Origin of the sequence: Sneathiella sp. (assembly GCF_036844445.1) — a bacterium.
In the GTDB taxonomy this organism is placed as follows: Bacteria; Pseudomonadota; Alphaproteobacteria; order Sneathiellales; family Sneathiellaceae; genus Sneathiella.
The window spans coordinates 122,179-137,341 of sequence record NZ_DAIUFV010000001.1 but is presented as its reverse complement, the minus strand read 5'-3'; the positions used below and the strand labels follow the sequence as shown (position 1 = coordinate 137,341).

The following is a 15,163-nucleotide window of genomic DNA, read 5'->3' as shown; positions in this document are numbered from 1 at the left end:
ATACTGACTTTTTCAGCAGCCCGTCAGCGCCCGGAAATCATGCTCTTAAGCCTGCCAAATATACTCACCCTGTCGCGGATCGTGATTATCCCGCTGCTGCTGGCATCGCTCTATCTGCCGGGCAAGCTCGCGAGCTGGGTGCCGCTCGGGTTGTTCGTCGCCGCCGGCATCACCGATTTTCTGGACGGCTATCTTGCCCGGCTCTATGGCCAGACATCGAAACTCGGCCGGTTTCTCGATCCGGTCGCCGACAAGCTGCTGGTCGCCTCGGCGCTTCTCGTGCTTGTTGGCGTCAACCGGATCAGCGGCTGGGATCTGATCCCCGCGACCATCATTCTCTGCCGCGAGATCATGGTCTCGGGCCTTCGCGAATATCTTGCGGAACTGCGCGTCGGCATGCCGGTCAGCAAGCTTGCCAAATGGAAGACCGCGACGCAGATTTTTGCGCTCTGCTTCCTGCTCGGCGGCCCGGCCGTCGCGCAGTATATTGACGCCATCCAGATCGGCGAAGTCCTGCTCTGGATTGCCGGCCTGCTGACCGTCTGGACGGGATATGACTATCTCCGCCTCGGCCTCAGGCATATGATGGAAGACGGACCGCCGTCGCACGGCTAGGATCGACATCGCATGCATATCATCGGCATCTCGGGTTGGAGTGGAAATGGCAAGACCACGCTGTTGACGCGCCTTATTCCGGCTCTTAAAGCGCGCGGCTATCGCATCTCCACGGTCAAGCATGCGCATCATCGCTTCGATATCGATATTCCGGGAAAGGACTCCCACCGCCATCGCGAGGCGGGCGCGAGCGAGGTGCTGATTTCCTCCGCCCATCGCTGGGCGCTGATGCATGAGAACCGGGGCGAGGGCGAAGCCACGCTTCAGGACATAATCGGGAAGATGACGCCGGTTGATTTTCTGCTGATCGAGGGGTTCAAGTCGGAAAATTTCCCGAAGATTGAAGTCTGGCGCCCCGAAAGCGATAATCCGCCCCGCGTCACCGAGGATGACAGCATCATTGCGCTTGCGACCACGGCGGCGGATTACCCGGCCCGCGTTCCCGTCCTTGATCTCGACAACGAAAATGAAATCGCGGACTTTATCATCCATCATTTCATGCCGGCAGATGACACGCCGGGCGGCCTCAGCAGCGACTGCTTCGCCCTGGATGCGGATATGCTGCGCGCCGAAGATGCGCTCTCCCGGATATCTGCTGCGGTCGAAAGAGTAGTGCAATCCGAACCCTGCCCGCTCGATGAAGCCGTTGGGCGCGTTCTCGCCGCCGACATTCATTCATCGCTCGATCTGCCGCCGCATGATAACTCCGCGGTCGATGGCTATGCCTGTCGCTATGAGGGTTATGCGGCCGACCCCGCCGCGCCCCGCCGCGTTTCGGGATACAGCAGGGCCGGCCACCCCTTCACCGGCGATGCCGGGAACGGCGTCGTCAAGATCCTGACCGGGGCGGTCATGCCGCAGGGTTTTGATACCGTCGCAATGATCGAACATGTGCGTTTCGAGGGCGACCGGATTATTCTGCCCGAAGGTCTCACACCCTGTGAGAACCGCCGCCGGGCCGGCGAAGATATCCAGAAGGGGCAGCTTCTTCTCGCTCGCGGTCATCGGCTTCGCCCGCAGGATATCGGCCATCTCGCGTCCGTCGGGATTGCGGAGATTCCCCTGTATAAACGCCTGCGCGTTGCGCTTTTTTCCACCGGTGACGAGCTGCTTGAACCGGCAGCGGCGCCCGCGCCCGGGCGCATACATGACAGCAATCGCTACATGCTGCTGGCACTCTTGCAGTCTATGGGATGCGAGGTCAGCAATCTCGGCATTCTTCCCGATCGCGACGCCACAATCGAGGCCGCGCTCAAAACGGCGTGCGCGAGACATGATCTCGTCATTACCTCGGGCGGCGTTTCCATGGGAGATGAGGATCATGTCCGAAATGTGCTCGCCCGCATCGGGAAAATCCATTTCTGGCGCATCGCCATCAAGCCGGGTCGCCCGCTCGCCCTCGGCCAGATTGGGGATGCCGCCTTTGTCGGCCTGCCCGGCAACCCGGTCTCGGCGCTTGTCTGCTCGCTGATCTTTCTCCGCCCGCTGCTGCAGAAGCTCTCGGGCGCTGCAATTAGTAAACCGCTCCACTATCCCGCTATCGCGGACTTTACTTTCGAGAAGAAACCCGGACGGCGCGAATGGCTACGCGGGCGCTACACCGTTTCCGAAAATGGCGCCGGCAGCGTTTCGATCTTTCCAAAGCAGGGCTCGGGCGTTCTCTCCTCAATGGTGTGGGCGAACGGGCTTGTCGAAATTGCCGAGGATTGCCGCTATATTAACAAGGGAGACAGCATAAAGTTCATTCCCTTTACGGAGTTTACGAGATGAAAATTCTCTATTTCGCGTGGTTGAAGACAAAGCTTCAGATGGCAGGGGAAACGCTCCCCTGGTCGGAAGAGCGCTCTGATACCGACCGCCTCCTCAAATGGATGAAAGGGCGCGGCCCCGCCTTCGCCGAGGTGTTCGCCAATCTTGACGTGGTGCGTATCGCCGTCAATCAGGAATATGTCACCGCCAACACGCCGCTCGCGGAGGGAGATGAGGTTGCCTTTTTCCCGCCGGTGACGGGAGGCTGAGATGATCCGCGTACAGCGCGAGGCGTTTGACACCGGCGCGGAAATCGCCGCAATCAGCGAAGGCCGAACCGATATCGGCGCGATTGTCAGCTTCACAGGGCTGGTCCGCGATTTCAACGACGGCCGCCCGGTGACCGGTCTCAGCCTTGAGCATTATCCCGGCATGACGGAGCGGGAACTCGAAAAGATCGAAGCGGAGGCGCAGCGCCGCTGGGAGCTGCAGGCGAGCCTGATCGTCCATCGCTATGGGGATCTGGCGCTTGGCGATCCGATTGTACTGGTTATCACCGCTTCTCCGCACCGCGAGGATGCGTTTGATGCCGCGCGTTTCCTGATGGACTGGCTGAAAACGAAAGCGCCCTTCTGGAAAAGCGAGATCACGCCGGAGGGCGAGACCGTCTGGGTCAGCGAACGCAAGAGCGACGTTGACGCCGCCAGCCGCTGGGAATAGTTGAGATTAACCGGTTAATCTACAGATATTAGAGATTATATTGCTTGATCAGATATTCGCGGGCGAGCCGGCTCGCCTCGGCGATCTGCACCGGGGTCATACTTGACATAAGCACCTTGTTCATCTTCGGAGCGGCCTTGTCCCCTTTCGCTCCGGAGACCAGCGACCATTTCAACGCCTCGATCCGCGAGAGGGAATTTTCGATCTCCTGCCTTGCGGCCGGCGTGCCGAGATCGGCGATCTTGGCCTGCTCGAAAATCTGCTCGACGATGTCCCGGTTCAGCCCGTCATGCTCTTTGAGCGCGGCGAGCGATGCCGCCTTTTCGTCCGTGACCGTGGCAACAGAGCTGCCGGCGGCGTTCATTTTTGCGGAATTCATCGCCGGGGCCGCGGCAACAACGGTTTCCTTCGGCGTCACGGGGCGGACGGTGGCTTCAGGCGCATTCCGGGATGCGCTTTCGGGCGCCGCATCGGTGCGCAAGGGCGCAGGTGTGGGTGTTTCCGAAGGCGTATCAGCGGCCTCAGCCGGCCGGGCGGGCGCTTCAATCGCATTCTGCTGAACCGTCCCGATCGCGGCGGGCGCGGCGGGAACAGCCGGTGCGGTTTCCGCCGTCGCCGCAGCGGCCGTTCCGGACGCGGCATCCTGCTTCGCCATCAAAGCAGCAAGCCGTGCCCGGGCTGCGGCGAGTTCATCACCGGCCGGCGCGGCATCCCGCGCGGCAATGGCCTGACGTTGGGCTGCAATCTGCTGCTCGCGCAGGCTCTGCTGACGTTTCGCTTCTTCGGCCTCTATCTGGGCGGCGCGAATGGCCGCCTCCCGGCTCTCTTCAAGGGCGCGTGCGTTCGCCTCTTCCTCGGCCTTGCGCTGCGCCAGAAGTTCGCGCTGCGCCGCCGCCCGCTGTTCGGCGAGCGTATCGGATGTGCCGATCTCGACCCGCGGGGTAGATTGACGTTCCGCCGCAGCGACCGCGCGCATCTGCTGATAGGCGGCCTCATCCTGCCCGGTGTAATTACGGAACCAGACACCGACGGTGGCAAGCGTTCGGAGTTGAGCCTCCTCGACTGCCGCCGCGCCGAGCTCGCCGCTCAGCCGCTCCACCGCCGGTTCGGCTTCCGCAAGACCCTGCGCCGCGGCAAGGCGATACCAGGAAAGAGCATCGACCGGATCGGCGACGACCCCGTCCCCGCCCGCTTCGAGAAGCTGGCCGAGCGCAAACTGCGCCCGCGCATCGCCGCGCTTGGCGACCGTGATCCATTCATCGACCGCGGTGATTGCATCGTTCCGTTTGAGCGCCGCCTGCCCCGCTTCAAAACTTGCCACGGCGGGAGAGACGCTGACAACGGCCAGTCCGATGGCCAGGGTAATTTCGGTCAATTTCATGAGTGCTTACGGTTCCGACTATTTTGCGGTTCAGCCAATTCGTCAAATTCGCAACATTTTAAACGATATTGCGCAAAAATCAAAATGCCCGTCCCAATATGGTTAAGACGGGCATCGGAAATGTAAGGCTGTAGCGAGCTTATGCGGCTTTTTTACGGCGAACGCAGTTCTCATAGTCCTTGATCAATGCGGCGCAGACCTCGCCCGGCGTGAATTTATAGTCGCCGATGCTGCTGACCGGGGTAACTTCCGCAGCCGTTCCGGTGAGGAAGCATTCCTGGAAGCCAGCCATCTCTTCGGGCATGATCGCCCGCTGGACAACTTCGATCCCGCGAGCTTTCGCGAGGTCGATCACCGTCCGGCGCGTGATGCCATCAAGGAAGCAATCCGGCGTCGGCGTATGGAGGACGCCGTTGCTGACAAAGAAGATGTTGGCGCCGGTCGCCTCAGCGACTTGTCCGCGATAGTCCAGCATGAGCGCATCGTCATAGCCTTCCGACTCGGCCTGATGCTTGCTGAGGGTGCAGATCATATAGAGGCCGGCGGCCTTCGACTGTGTCGGAATGGTGTCCGGCGCCGGACGCCGCCACGGCGAGATTTTGAGGCGGATACCTTTCATGCGGGCTTCCGGCGAGAAATAGCTCGGCCACACCCAGGCGGCGACGGCAAGGTTGATCCGACTGCTCTGCGCGGAGACACCCATCATCTCCGAGCCGCGCCAGGCGATCGGGCGGACGTAGCCGTCAACGATGTTGTTCGCGCGAACGGTCTGGTAACAGGCCTCGTTGATCTCGTCGGCGCTCTGCTCAATCTTAAAGCCAAGGATGCGCGCCGATTCAATCAGCCGATCCGTATGCTCCTGCAGCTTGAAAATTTCGCCGTCATACACTCTTTCCCCTTCGAACACACTGCTGGCATAATGCAGCCCATGGGTTAGCACATGGATGTTTGCATCCCGCCATGGTACGAGTTTACCATTGAGCCAGATGAAACCGTCGCGATCGGCAAAAGAGGAGGTATCCATTTTGAAGCACCTTACGTTATTATTGGTATAATATAATCCCACCAACGTTCGAATATGTCGAATCGAATGTAAATTTTGTAACATTGTAAGAAATATATGTCAACATGACTGACTTAAAATCGGCGAACAATCCTCTTTTTCTCCGTGAGGAAGAGCTCCGGCAGGCCATAGAACTGCTGTTTTTCGCCTATCGCGAATTTACAGCCGGTCCCGACCAGATCCTCAAGGACTATAAATTCGGACGCGCCCATCATCGGGTGATTCATTTTGTCGGGCGGAACGAGGGGATCATCGTCTCGGAACTGCTCGATATCCTCCGGATCACCAAGCAGAGCCTCAACCGCGTCCTTGGCAACCTCATCGAACGGGGCTTCATCGAGCAGCGCCCGGGCGAGGAGGACCGACGCCAGCGCTGTCTTTATCTCACCGAGGAGGGCCAGAAGCTGGAGCAGAAGCTGAGCCGCGTCCAGCGCGATCTCGTCGCCCACGCCTTTCGCGAGGCGGGCGCCGACGCCGTCGCGGGATATCGCAAGGTACTGATCGGCCTAATCGGGGAAGACATTCGCGAGACGGTGCTGGGGCGGGTTTTCAAACCATGATGGCTCGGGATGCAGGGAGCCGGCATGCTGGATAACGCGCCACATATTCTCGTTGTCGACGATGACATGAGGCTGCTGACACTCCTCAAGAAATATCTTCTGGACAACGGCTATCGGGTCTCGACGGCGGGAACGGTGCAGGCTGCGAAAGACCGGATGTCCGGCTTCTTTTTCGATCTCATCGTGCTTGACCGGATGATGCCGGGGGGCGATGGCATCGAGCTCGCCCGCTATCTGCGCGCCGCACCCGGCGCCGGACGGGAAACGCCGATCCTGATGCTGACCGCCATGGGCGATCCGGATGCGCGGATCGCCGGGTTGGAGGCCGGGGTCGATGACTATCTCAGCAAGCCGTTCGAGCCGCGCGAGCTGCTGCTCCGCATCGCCGCCATCCTGCGCCGCGCGAAAACCGAAAAGCCGGGATCGCTGACATTTGGCGACTTCACCTTCAACCTGGAACGCGGCGAGCTGCTGAAAGGCGACGAGGTCATCGCCCTCACCTCCGGTGAATCCGTGCTTTTGAAATCGCTGGCCTCGACGCCGGGCGTCCCCATCAGCCGCGAAGATCTCTCGGCGACCAGCGGCAGCCAGGGGCGCGCCGTCGATGTCCAGATCACGCGACTGCGACGCAAGATTGAGAAGGATCCGAAAGCGCCGCGTCACCTGCAGACAGTACGCGGTGAGGGATATGTTTTATGGGCGGATTGAGCCGACTGCGCGGGATATATAAAGGCCTCGCCGGCGGGTTCCTGAAAAACCTGATGCCGCGGACGCTGTTCGGCCGCTCGATCCTGATCGTCGTCCTGCCCATTCTGCTGCTGCAGATTCTGGTGACCTATATCTTCTACGAACGCCACTGGGACGATGTCGCAAGGCGCCTCGCGCAGGGCGTCGCCGGTGATATCGCGACGGTCATCTCACTGCGCGACCGTTTTCCGGGCGCCGTCGCCGAGGCGGATATTCTCGGGATCGCGCGCAGCCAGATGCGCCTTGCGGTCAGCATCCGTCCGGGCGAAAAGCTCCCCGAAGGCAGCGACAACCAGGAGAATTTCGGCTTTCTTGAAAGCCATCTCGTAAATGCGCTTCGCGAAAGCCTGCCCGCCCGCCCCTTTCATATCAGCACCAACAAAAAACTCGAGTCGGTCATCATCCTGATCCAGCTGCCCGACGCCATCCTGCAGGTGATCGTCCGCGACAAGCGGCTCTTCTCCAGCACGACCTATATTTTCGTCATGTGGATGGTGGCGATCTCTCTCGTGCTGCTCGGCGTCGCGCTGTTGTTCCTGCGCAATCAGATGCGCCCGATCCGCCAGCTCGCCTCGGCGGCGGAGCAGTTCGGCCGCGGCCAGTTCGTCGAGGATTTCAAACCCTCTGGCGCGCTCGAGATACGCTCGGCCTCGCGCGCCTTCCATGTCATGAAGCACCGCATCCTGCGGCAGATCACCCAGCGGACAGAGATGCTGGCGGGCGTCAGCCATGACCTCAGGACACCGCTCACCCGCATGAAGCTGCAACTCGCCATGATGCCCGACAACGAGGACCGGGCGAGCCTTGAGAGCGATGTCACTGACATGGAAAAAATGGTGGAAGGCTACCTCGCCTTCGCGCGCGGGCAGGAAGCGGAAGCCGTTGAGCATACCGATATTCCCGAACTCGTGCAGGATGTGGTCGCCAATGCGCGCCGACAGGGTACCGCGATCTCCTTCACAACCAGCCCGGAGAGTTTCTCCTCCGAAATCAGGCCGAACAGCTTCAAGCGCTGCATCACCAATCTCGTCAGCAACGCCGCGCGCTACGCCAACGAAATCTGGGTGAGCGTCAGGGAGACAAACGCCGAGATCGTAATCCTGATTGATGATGACGGACCGGGGATCCCCGAAGCCCAGCGACGCGACGTGTTCCGCCCCTTCTTCCGCCTGGAGCCATCGCGCAATATGGATACCGGCGGCAGCGGACTTGGCCTCACCATTGCCCGCGATGTCGTGCATGGCCACGGCGGGCAAATCGCCCTCGGACAATCGCCGGAAGGCGGCTTGCGGGTTGAAATCCGCCTGCCCCGCTAGTGAGCAGCCCGGCGCGCTTTATCCGCTGAACGGGGCAAACGCGTCTTTCAGCGCAGCCTGCGTTTTCTGATCCGCCGCGGGGACAGCGGCAAAGGCCGTATTGGCAAGCGCGAGGACCGGCGGAATGCTGGCAAGCGCAAGTTGCGGGGATTTCGCCGCCGCCGCAATTGTAAAGACCTGCTCTATCTCCGCCCCCAGCTTTGTGACCAGCGTCCCGAGATCCTGATCGCGCGCGCCGATGGCGGAGAAGGCCGCGCCCGCTTTCTCGCAGGCCGCCTCGATGCCGGCGCTATGCGCCTTGAAAAGCGAGGAAAGATCGGGCGGCGGCGGCATCTCTACGCTTTTTGCGCCGGTCTCTCCCCCCTCTCTCGCATCGCTCATCGCGTCTACCTTCCGGTTAGTGAAGCCGACCGCCGATCGGCACGTCATGATCGGGCGCGGCCAGCGAAATATTCCCGGTACTGTCGCTGAAGCCGAGAACCAGCACCTCCGACATGACCGGGCCGATCTGCCGCGGCGGGAAGTTGACCACCGCCATGACCAACCGGCCGACCAGCTCCTCCGGCGTATAGAGTACAGTAATCTGGGCGGAGCTTTTGCGCGTCCCGATCTCCTCGCCGAAGTCGATCACGAGCTTGTAGGCGGGCTTGCGCGCTTCGGGGAAGACGGCCGCGTCGATAACGCGCCCAACGCGGATATCGACTTTCAGAAAATCGTCAAAGGTAATTTGTTCTGTCATTTCAGGTAATTCTCCTCACTTCGCGAGAAGACTAGAACAAAGCCCTCCGGAAATCATGCCCCTTGTCCGCCGGATGAGAATTTTTCGGCGACCTTCTCGATGGTTTGCAGGGATTGCTGCATCGACTGGCTGATCGCATCGAAGGATTTTCCGGTGGTCGCCGTCAGGGTCTCCGCCGTTTTCGTGAGGTTGTCGATGGCGACATCGAAATTATCCACCTGCGCTTTCAGATCTAGCGTCCCGGCAGGCCCGGCTTTCGCCGCCGCAACCGACGCATCGAGCGAGCCCTGTAAATTCTGCATGATCTGCTGCAGGGCGGTGCGCTGCTGCGAGACAATCGCCTGCAATCCGCCGGACGCCGACTGGACCGCCGCCGTCATCTTTTTGATATTGTCATTCTGCTGCGTGGTAATAGCGCTGAGGTCGGGAATAATCATCCCGCCCGCCATTGTCGGGGCGCCTCCGCCGCCGCCCGCGGATCCACTGTCCGATGTCTCGCCCATATCGCAATCCTCCTTAACCGAAGTGGATATGGGGAGCCAAATTCTACTTTAAAGGGTAATTATCCTGTTTTTTTCGCGCTATCCCAGCTCTTCCGAGCGGTGTGCCGCAGCGGCAACGGTCTTTTCCATCAGCGGTGCAAGTCCCGATGTCTCATCCATCAGAACCTGAAGGCCGGCAGCCGTTGTTCCGTTCGGGCTTGTCACATTGATGCGAAGCTGCGCCGCGCTCTCATCCGACTGGCGCGCCAGCGCACCCGCCCCGGCAACCGTCTGGCGCGCGAGCTGAATGGCAAGATCTTCGGGAAGGCCTGCTTTAACGCCGGCCGCCGCCATGGTTTCGATGAGATAGAAGACATAGGCCGGGCCGGATCCGGAAAGGCCGGTGACGGCGTTCATCAGCGCTTCATCCTCGATCCACGCGACCTCCCCTATCGCCCGCATGAGTTGATCACAAATCTCCCGCTGCCGGGCGGTGACGCTCGCATTCGCGCAGGAGACCAGCATCCCCTGATGCACGGCGGCAGGTGTGTTCGGCATGGTGCGAACGATCGCCGCCGCCTCCCCGAACGCCGCTTCGAACGCCTCGATGCGCGTGCCCGCTGCGATCGAGATGACGAGGCTTCCCGCCGCGGCAAATGCGCGATAGGTCGGCAGCACGTCAAGAATCACCTGCGGCTTGACTGCAAGGATCAGCACATCGGGGCTGAAGCCGGCCGGGATGTCGCCTGCCGAGACTACGCCCCGGCAGCCAAGGTCGCGCGCGAAGCGGAGGTTCTCCGATGCAGGATCGACCACGACAATTCCGGACGGATCGATCCCGTTCTGGATCCAGCCACCCAGCATCGCCTGCCCCATCTTGCCGCAGCCGACGAGAAGCAGCGAGAGGCTCATTGCTTATGCTTCTCCCATGGTTTCGAACATCGCGGCCTCTATCGCCTCCTCCGGGGTCTTCCCGCCCCAGAGGCAGAACTGGATCGCCGGATAGAATTTCTCAAGCTCGCCCATACCGATTTCGACCAGCGTCTGTATCTGATCGCCGGTGAGAACGGGTGCATTGCCAAGCAGCAGGGAATGGCGGAACAGAACCATCCCCTCCTCCCGCCAGCTGTCGAAGTGACCAACGGGCAAGCGCTCATTCACCCGTCCGAGCAGCTCATAAATCGCGGGATAGAGACGCTCGGGGATCTTGATATCATAGGCGCAGGAGAACTGGATGGAGCGCAGGTCCGGCCGCCAGGAGAACCAAAGATGATACTGGCACCAGCTTCCTTCCACACCGACGGTCAGCTCATTGTTCCCCTGCCGGTCGAAGGACCAGTCATTGTCAACGATGATGCTTTCGATGAGATCAAGGGGATTGGGGTCGTCTAGCTCTTCGTGAGAGAGATATAAGGACGTCATAGCCATTCCTTTCAGAACTGTTCCGCCAGCCAACGCCCCGTCACCTACCACAAAGCATGGGCCGGTAAGGAAATCTACTACAGACCACATATGGTGCAATCAGCAATCAACCACCATAAATATAGCGTAGTCTGCGGAAGGTCGCAGGGCAACAGGGAATGTTGGCAAAGCCGCTTTTTCTTGTGGATAATTATCGGGCCCGAGGTTGCCGCCGGGCCGCCGGGAGCGCCCTATTTCGGATCGATGTCCGCGGGGCCCGGGTCGCTCTCATTTTGTTTCGGCTTTGCACTCGCAGCTTTCCTTGGCGCAGGAGCGGGCTTTGTGGCGAGATTGAGCCGCGCTTCCAGCTCCGCAAGGCGCTCCTTCAAAAGCTCATTCTCCTCACGCGCAAGCACGACCATCGCTTTCACCGCGTCAAACTCCTCGCGCGGGACAAGGTCCATATTGGCGATGATTTTCTCCAGCCGCTGGCGAAACAGATTTTCCCATTCCGTCTTCACGCCCTGCGCCGTCCCGAGCGCCCCGGTTGCGAGGCGGGCAAGATCGTCAAAAAGGCGGGTATTCGTCTGCATGGCCATGTTCCTCAAGTAAAATTTGCCCCATAATGACAAGAGCGGCGGACGAAAGCAATTGTCTTGCCGCGACGCGCTTGCGAATATCGCACGTTACTATATATAGTGCCGCATATGACATTATCGACCCTTTTTTCGGCCATCGCCTTCCCGGAGATTGACCCCGTCCTCGTCCAGATCGGGCCGTTCGCGATCCGCTGGTACGCGCTTGCCTATGTCGCCGGACTGATCATCGGCTGGCAGTTGATGATGTATTTCGCCCGCGATAAAGCCTCGAGAATCACGCCCAAACAGGCGGATGATTTTCTCATCTGGGCAACCCTTGGCGTGCTTCTCGGCGGCCGCCTCGGTTACGTGCTCTTTTACAAGCCCGGCTATTACCTCGCCAACCCGTCCGAAATATTCATGATCTGGCAGGGCGGCATGTCCTTCCATGGCGGCTTTCTCGGCGTCGTGATCGCGACGATTCTCTATTCCCGGTTCCAGAAAATCACCATTCTCGATTTTGGCGATCTGCTCGCAACCGTCGTCCCGATCGGACTTTTCTTCGGACGTATTGCGAATTTTATCAATGCCGAGCTTTACGGCCGCGTCAGCGATGTGCCGTGGGCGATGGTGTTTCCGGGCGGCGGCAGCGATGCGCGCCACCCGAGCCAGCTTTATGAGGCCGCGCTCGAAGGCGCACTGCTGTTCGTCCTGTTGCTCATTTTCCGGAAAACCCGCTTTGCGGAGAAGCCGGGCTTTATCATGGGGCTCTTCTTCGCGGGCTATGCGATCGCGCGGAGCGTCGTTGAGCTGTTCCGTGAACCGGATGCGTTCCTCGGCTTCCTGATCGGCGGCCTCACGATGGGGCAGCTTCTCTCCCTGCCTATTTTGGTCGTCGGGCTTTATTTCATGTTCCGCCCGGCCCGCAAGACCGCATGACTGCGCTTGCCGAAATCCTCACCGCCCGGATCGATGCGGAAGGGCCGATCTCGCTTTACGACTATATGAAACTCGCCCTCACCCATCCCGACCATGGCTATTACACGCGGGCGGAACCGTTCGGAACGGCAGGAGACTTCATCACCGCGCCCGAAATCAGCCAGATGTTCGGCGAACTGATCGGCCTTTGGGCCATCGATGTCTGGATGAAGCTCGGCAGCCCGAAGACCTTCCTTTTTGCGGAGCTTGGCCCCGGGAACGGTACGCTGATGATGGATGCCCTGCGAAGCGCCCGCCTGATGCCCGGTTTTCTCGAGGCGGCGGATATCCGCCTTGTTGAGGCCAGTCCCCGTCTTCGCCAGAAGCAGGCGGCCCTGCTTGCCGGCTATCACTTGCGCTGGCATGACGCGATCTCGGAACTGCCGCATGCGCCGCTTATCCTGATCGCCAACGAATTTTTTGACGCCCTTCCCATCCGGCAGTATCAGCGGACAGCGGACGGCTGGCGCGAGCGGCTTGTCACGCATGATGCAACGGGGTTTAAATTTACACTCGCCCGCGAAGTATCTCGTCTTGATCTTGCTCCGGATGCCGCGGAGGGCGACATTTTTGAGACCTGCCCCGATGGCGACGCGCTGATTGCCGATATTGCAGCACGCCTCCGGTCGGCGGGGGGCGCAGCGCTTGTCATTGACTACGGGCCCGCGGAAACTCTTATCGGCGACAGTTTCCAGGCGATCCGGAAACACCGCTATGCCGATCCGCTGGCGCGCCCGGGTGAGGCTGATCTCACGGCACATGTAAAATTCGCCGCCCTTAAAAGCATCGCAAGGACGCAGGGCGCGCGCGTTTTCGGCCCGACGCCGCAGGGCCTTTTCCTCGAGCGGCTCGGCATCGAAGCCCGCTGCCACCTGCTCAGCCGCAACGCCGACGAGGCGCAGCGCAAAGCCCTCGCAAACCAGCTGCGCCGCCTGACCAGCGCCGAGGAGATGGGAACCCTTTTCAAAGTGCTGGCGCTCACGCATACTATGGACGCACCCCCCGAGGGATTTGGAAACTGACATGCTGACAAGCCCGAACCTCACCGATGACCGCCTTGCCCACGCCTTCTTCACGCGTGAAGGCGGCGTCTCCGACGGCGTCTACAGCGGCCTAAACTGCGGTCCGGGATCAGGCGACGATGCGGCAAGGGTAAACGACAATCGCCGCCGCGCGATGGCGATGATCGGTCTTGACGCGGGCGCGCTTCGGACCGTGCATCAGATCCACAGCGCCGATGTGATTGTCATCGATGACTATGCGCCGCCAGCCGCGCGCCCCAAAGCCGATGCGATGGTCACCCGCCTTCCCGGCATCGCGCTCGGGATTCTCACCGCCGATTGCGTCCCGCTCCTCTTCGCCGATGTCGAGTCCGGCGTGATCGGCGCGGCCCATTCCGGGTGGAAAGGCACACTCAACGGGATCGGCGCGAAGGTGGTGGAGGCGATGGTCGAACTTGGCGCGACGCGCGGACGGATCGAGGTGGCGATCGGCCCGGCAATCGCACAGCGCTCCTACGAGGTGGGCCCCGAGTTTCCGGCTCCCTTCCTCGCCGTCGATCCGGCGGCCGGTCGCTTCTTCATTCCGTCCGAGAGGGCCGGACATTTCATGTTTGACCTCAGCGGCTTCGTCCGCGCCTCGCTCGAGAACCTCAAGATCGGCGGCATTTCCCATCTCGCCTATGATACCTGCACCGAGGAGCGGCTTTTCTACAGCTACCGGCGCATGACGAAGCGCGGTGAGGCGGACTACGGCCGGCAACTGTCGGCAATTGCGCTCAAATCCGGTGAAACCCGTTAAGCGAGACTTGTGAATCGAGGCAAAAATGCCGTATATGGTGATCTTCCTACTCTTCTGTCTGCTTGGAGCTCTTGTGACCTGTGCCATGTAAAGCGGTCATAAAAATCCTGCTGGCGCTCGGCGTCGCGCTGCTCGCCGCCTGCCAGCCGCTGGAGCGCCCCTTTCAACCGGAATTCAAAAGTTCATGGATCGCGCCGCCCGGGCCGCGCGCCGCGCTTTATGTCGATGTCGTGCAGGATGGGCCGCCCGATCTCGAGCCGGCGGTGACGAAGGAGTTGCAGCAGCTCGGTATCGCCGCCTTTACCGGCGAGCCAATCCCCGATCGTTATTACGTACGCGGCAGCCTCATCGAGACGGGTGAGGGGAAATTTATCGACTGGACACTGTTCGATCCCGAGCATCGCGATACCGGCCTCAATACCCGCGAGCGAATACCGGCGGAAAGCGCAAGCGGCGAGTGGTCCGAGGCGAGCGTTGATCGGCTCGCGCGCGCGTCCGCGAGCAGCATCGACAAGCTTCTCGGCGGCGACGGCATCACCCTTGAGGAAGAGAATAAGCTCACCCTCTTTGTTCCCATCGTCAAAGGCGCGCCCGGGGACGGCTCGGAAAGCCTCGCCGCCGCCATCCAAAGTGAACTTGTCCGCCTCGGGCTGACGGTCATGCCGACCGAGAGCGGCGCGACCTTTATCGTCCGCGGCAATGCGGAGATCACGCCGCCCGTCGCGGAAACGCAGGTCATCGAACTGGTGTGGAGTCTTGAGCGGCGAAACGGCGAACAGGTCGGCCAGATCCGCCAGCGCAACAGAATCAGGGCCGGTTCACTCAACGGCGCATGGGGCGATACGGCGACGCTTGCTGCCCGCGGCGGCGCCGATGGCGTCTATAATCTTTTGCGAAAAAGCGAACCGGAATATTTCAAATCAAAATCATGATCTTATTTGCCGGAATCGGGCAGAAAACAGCGTTTAAGAGATTTACACAGGCCATACCCCTTGGTAAGTTCCGCCCGCGAAACAAACTCTTCAGGACTTCGC

19 protein-coding genes are annotated in these 15,163 nt (G+C 60.8%); 11 read left to right on the top strand and 8 right to left on the bottom strand.

Annotated features, from left to right (window positions below; translation table 11 throughout):
• The first annotated feature begins 39 nt into the window (after positions 1-39).
• The 4 genes from pgsA to V7Z56_RS00640 are packed head-to-tail and all read left to right on the top strand — an operon-like array spanning position 40 to position 3,084.
• Positions 40-615, top strand: coding sequence for a CDP-diacylglycerol--glycerol-3-phosphate 3-phosphatidyltransferase (gene pgsA / locus V7Z56_RS00655; RefSeq protein ID WP_334127406.1), 576 nt, complete (start codon positions 40-42; stop codon positions 613-615).
• Between the two features lie 12 nt (positions 616-627).
• The gene (locus tag V7Z56_RS00650; RefSeq protein WP_334127405.1) at positions 628-2,385 is read left to right on the top strand and encodes a bifunctional molybdopterin-guanine dinucleotide biosynthesis adaptor protein MobB/molybdopterin molybdotransferase MoeA; all 1,758 of its coding nucleotides are present in this window, start codon (positions 628-630) and stop codon (positions 2,383-2,385) included.
• Entirely contained in the window at positions 2,382-2,633 is a 252-nt protein-coding gene (gene moaD / locus V7Z56_RS00645) for a molybdopterin converting factor subunit 1 (protein ID WP_334127404.1), read from the top strand. The genes V7Z56_RS00650 and moaD overlap by 4 nt, the downstream gene beginning before the upstream one ends.
• Position 2,634: 1 nt before the next feature.
• On the top strand, positions 2,635-3,084 hold the full coding sequence (locus tag V7Z56_RS00640) for a molybdenum cofactor biosynthesis protein MoaE (protein ID WP_334127403.1): 450 nt from the start codon (positions 2,635-2,637) through the stop codon (positions 3,082-3,084).
• A 28-nt stretch (positions 3,085-3,112) separates the two neighbouring features.
• Here the strand turns inward: V7Z56_RS00640 and V7Z56_RS00635 are convergent, their stop codons facing one another.
• Positions 3,113-4,465 carry a hypothetical protein gene (locus V7Z56_RS00635; protein ID WP_334127402.1) on the bottom strand — a complete coding sequence of 451 codons (1,353 nt, stop codon included), beginning with the start codon at positions 4,463-4,465 and terminating at the stop codon, positions 3,113-3,115.
• A gap of 139 nt (positions 4,466-4,604) precedes the next feature.
• On the bottom strand, positions 4,605-5,489 hold the full coding sequence (locus V7Z56_RS00630; RefSeq protein WP_334127401.1) for a branched-chain amino acid aminotransferase: 885 nt from the start codon (positions 5,487-5,489) through the stop codon (positions 4,605-4,607).
• A 104-nt stretch (positions 5,490-5,593) separates the two neighbouring features.
• Here V7Z56_RS00630 and V7Z56_RS00625 point away from each other — a divergent pair, with 104 nt between their 5' ends.
• The 3 genes from V7Z56_RS00625 to V7Z56_RS00615 are packed head-to-tail and all read left to right on the top strand — an operon-like array spanning position 5,594 to position 8,151.
• Entirely contained in the window at positions 5,594-6,088 is a 495-nt protein-coding gene (locus tag V7Z56_RS00625; protein WP_334127400.1) for a MarR family winged helix-turn-helix transcriptional regulator, read from the top strand.
• Positions 6,089-6,112: 24 nt separating this feature from the next.
• Positions 6,113-6,796: a response regulator gene (locus V7Z56_RS00620; protein WP_334127399.1), complete on the top strand. Its 684-nt coding sequence runs from the start codon at positions 6,113-6,115 to the stop codon at positions 6,794-6,796.
• Positions 6,784-8,151: an ATP-binding protein gene (locus tag V7Z56_RS00615; RefSeq protein WP_334127398.1), complete on the top strand. Its 1,368-nt coding sequence runs from the start codon at positions 6,784-6,786 to the stop codon at positions 8,149-8,151. Before V7Z56_RS00620 ends, V7Z56_RS00615 begins: the two co-directional genes overlap by 13 nt.
• Positions 8,152-8,169: 18 nt before the next feature.
• Here V7Z56_RS00615 and V7Z56_RS00610 read toward each other — a convergent pair whose 3' ends face one another.
• The 6 genes from V7Z56_RS00610 to V7Z56_RS00585 form a co-directional block, all read right to left on the bottom strand.
• Positions 8,170-8,532 carry a hypothetical protein gene (locus tag V7Z56_RS00610; protein WP_334127397.1) on the bottom strand — a complete coding sequence of 121 codons (363 nt, stop codon included), beginning with the start codon at positions 8,530-8,532 and terminating at the stop codon, positions 8,170-8,172.
• 16 nt (positions 8,533-8,548) lie between these two features.
• Positions 8,549-8,890, bottom strand: a complete 342-nt coding sequence (locus V7Z56_RS00605) for a tRNA-binding protein (protein ID WP_334127396.1) — start codon at positions 8,888-8,890, stop codon at positions 8,549-8,551.
• A gap of 53 nt (positions 8,891-8,943) precedes the next feature.
• Entirely contained in the window at positions 8,944-9,393 is a 450-nt protein-coding gene (locus tag V7Z56_RS00600; protein ID WP_334127395.1) for a hypothetical protein, read from the bottom strand.
• Between the two features lie 78 nt (positions 9,394-9,471).
• Positions 9,472-10,284, bottom strand: a complete 813-nt coding sequence (gene proC / locus V7Z56_RS00595) for a pyrroline-5-carboxylate reductase (RefSeq protein WP_334127394.1) — start codon at positions 10,282-10,284, stop codon at positions 9,472-9,474.
• Positions 10,285-10,287: 3 nt separating this feature from the next.
• The gene (locus tag V7Z56_RS00590; RefSeq protein ID WP_334127393.1) at positions 10,288-10,794 is read right to left on the bottom strand and encodes a YbjN domain-containing protein; all 507 of its coding nucleotides are present in this window, start codon (positions 10,792-10,794) and stop codon (positions 10,288-10,290) included.
• A gap of 230 nt (positions 10,795-11,024) precedes the next feature.
• On the bottom strand, positions 11,025-11,366 hold the full coding sequence (locus tag V7Z56_RS00585; protein ID WP_334127392.1) for an accessory factor UbiK family protein: 342 nt from the start codon (positions 11,364-11,366) through the stop codon (positions 11,025-11,027).
• A gap of 114 nt (positions 11,367-11,480) precedes the next feature.
• Between V7Z56_RS00585 and lgt the strand changes: the two genes are divergently transcribed.
• From lgt to V7Z56_RS00565, 4 genes are all read left to right on the top strand, one after another.
• Positions 11,481-12,290: a prolipoprotein diacylglyceryl transferase gene (gene lgt / locus V7Z56_RS00580; protein WP_334127391.1), complete on the top strand. Its 810-nt coding sequence runs from the start codon at positions 11,481-11,483 to the stop codon at positions 12,288-12,290.
• Positions 12,287-13,351, top strand: coding sequence for a class I SAM-dependent methyltransferase (locus V7Z56_RS00575; RefSeq protein ID WP_334127390.1), 1,065 nt, complete (start codon positions 12,287-12,289; stop codon positions 13,349-13,351). Before lgt ends, V7Z56_RS00575 begins: the two co-directional genes overlap by 4 nt.
• A gap of 1 nt (position 13,352) precedes the next feature.
• Positions 13,353-14,129 carry a peptidoglycan editing factor PgeF gene (gene pgeF, locus V7Z56_RS00570; RefSeq protein ID WP_334127389.1) on the top strand — a complete coding sequence of 259 codons (777 nt, stop codon included), beginning with the start codon at positions 13,353-13,355 and terminating at the stop codon, positions 14,127-14,129.
• An 80-nt stretch (positions 14,130-14,209) separates the two neighbouring features.
• A complete protein-coding gene (locus tag V7Z56_RS00565; protein WP_334127388.1) occupies positions 14,210-15,061 on the top strand; it encodes a hypothetical protein in 852 nt (283 codons plus the stop codon).
• Positions 15,062-15,163: the final 102 nt, after the last annotated feature.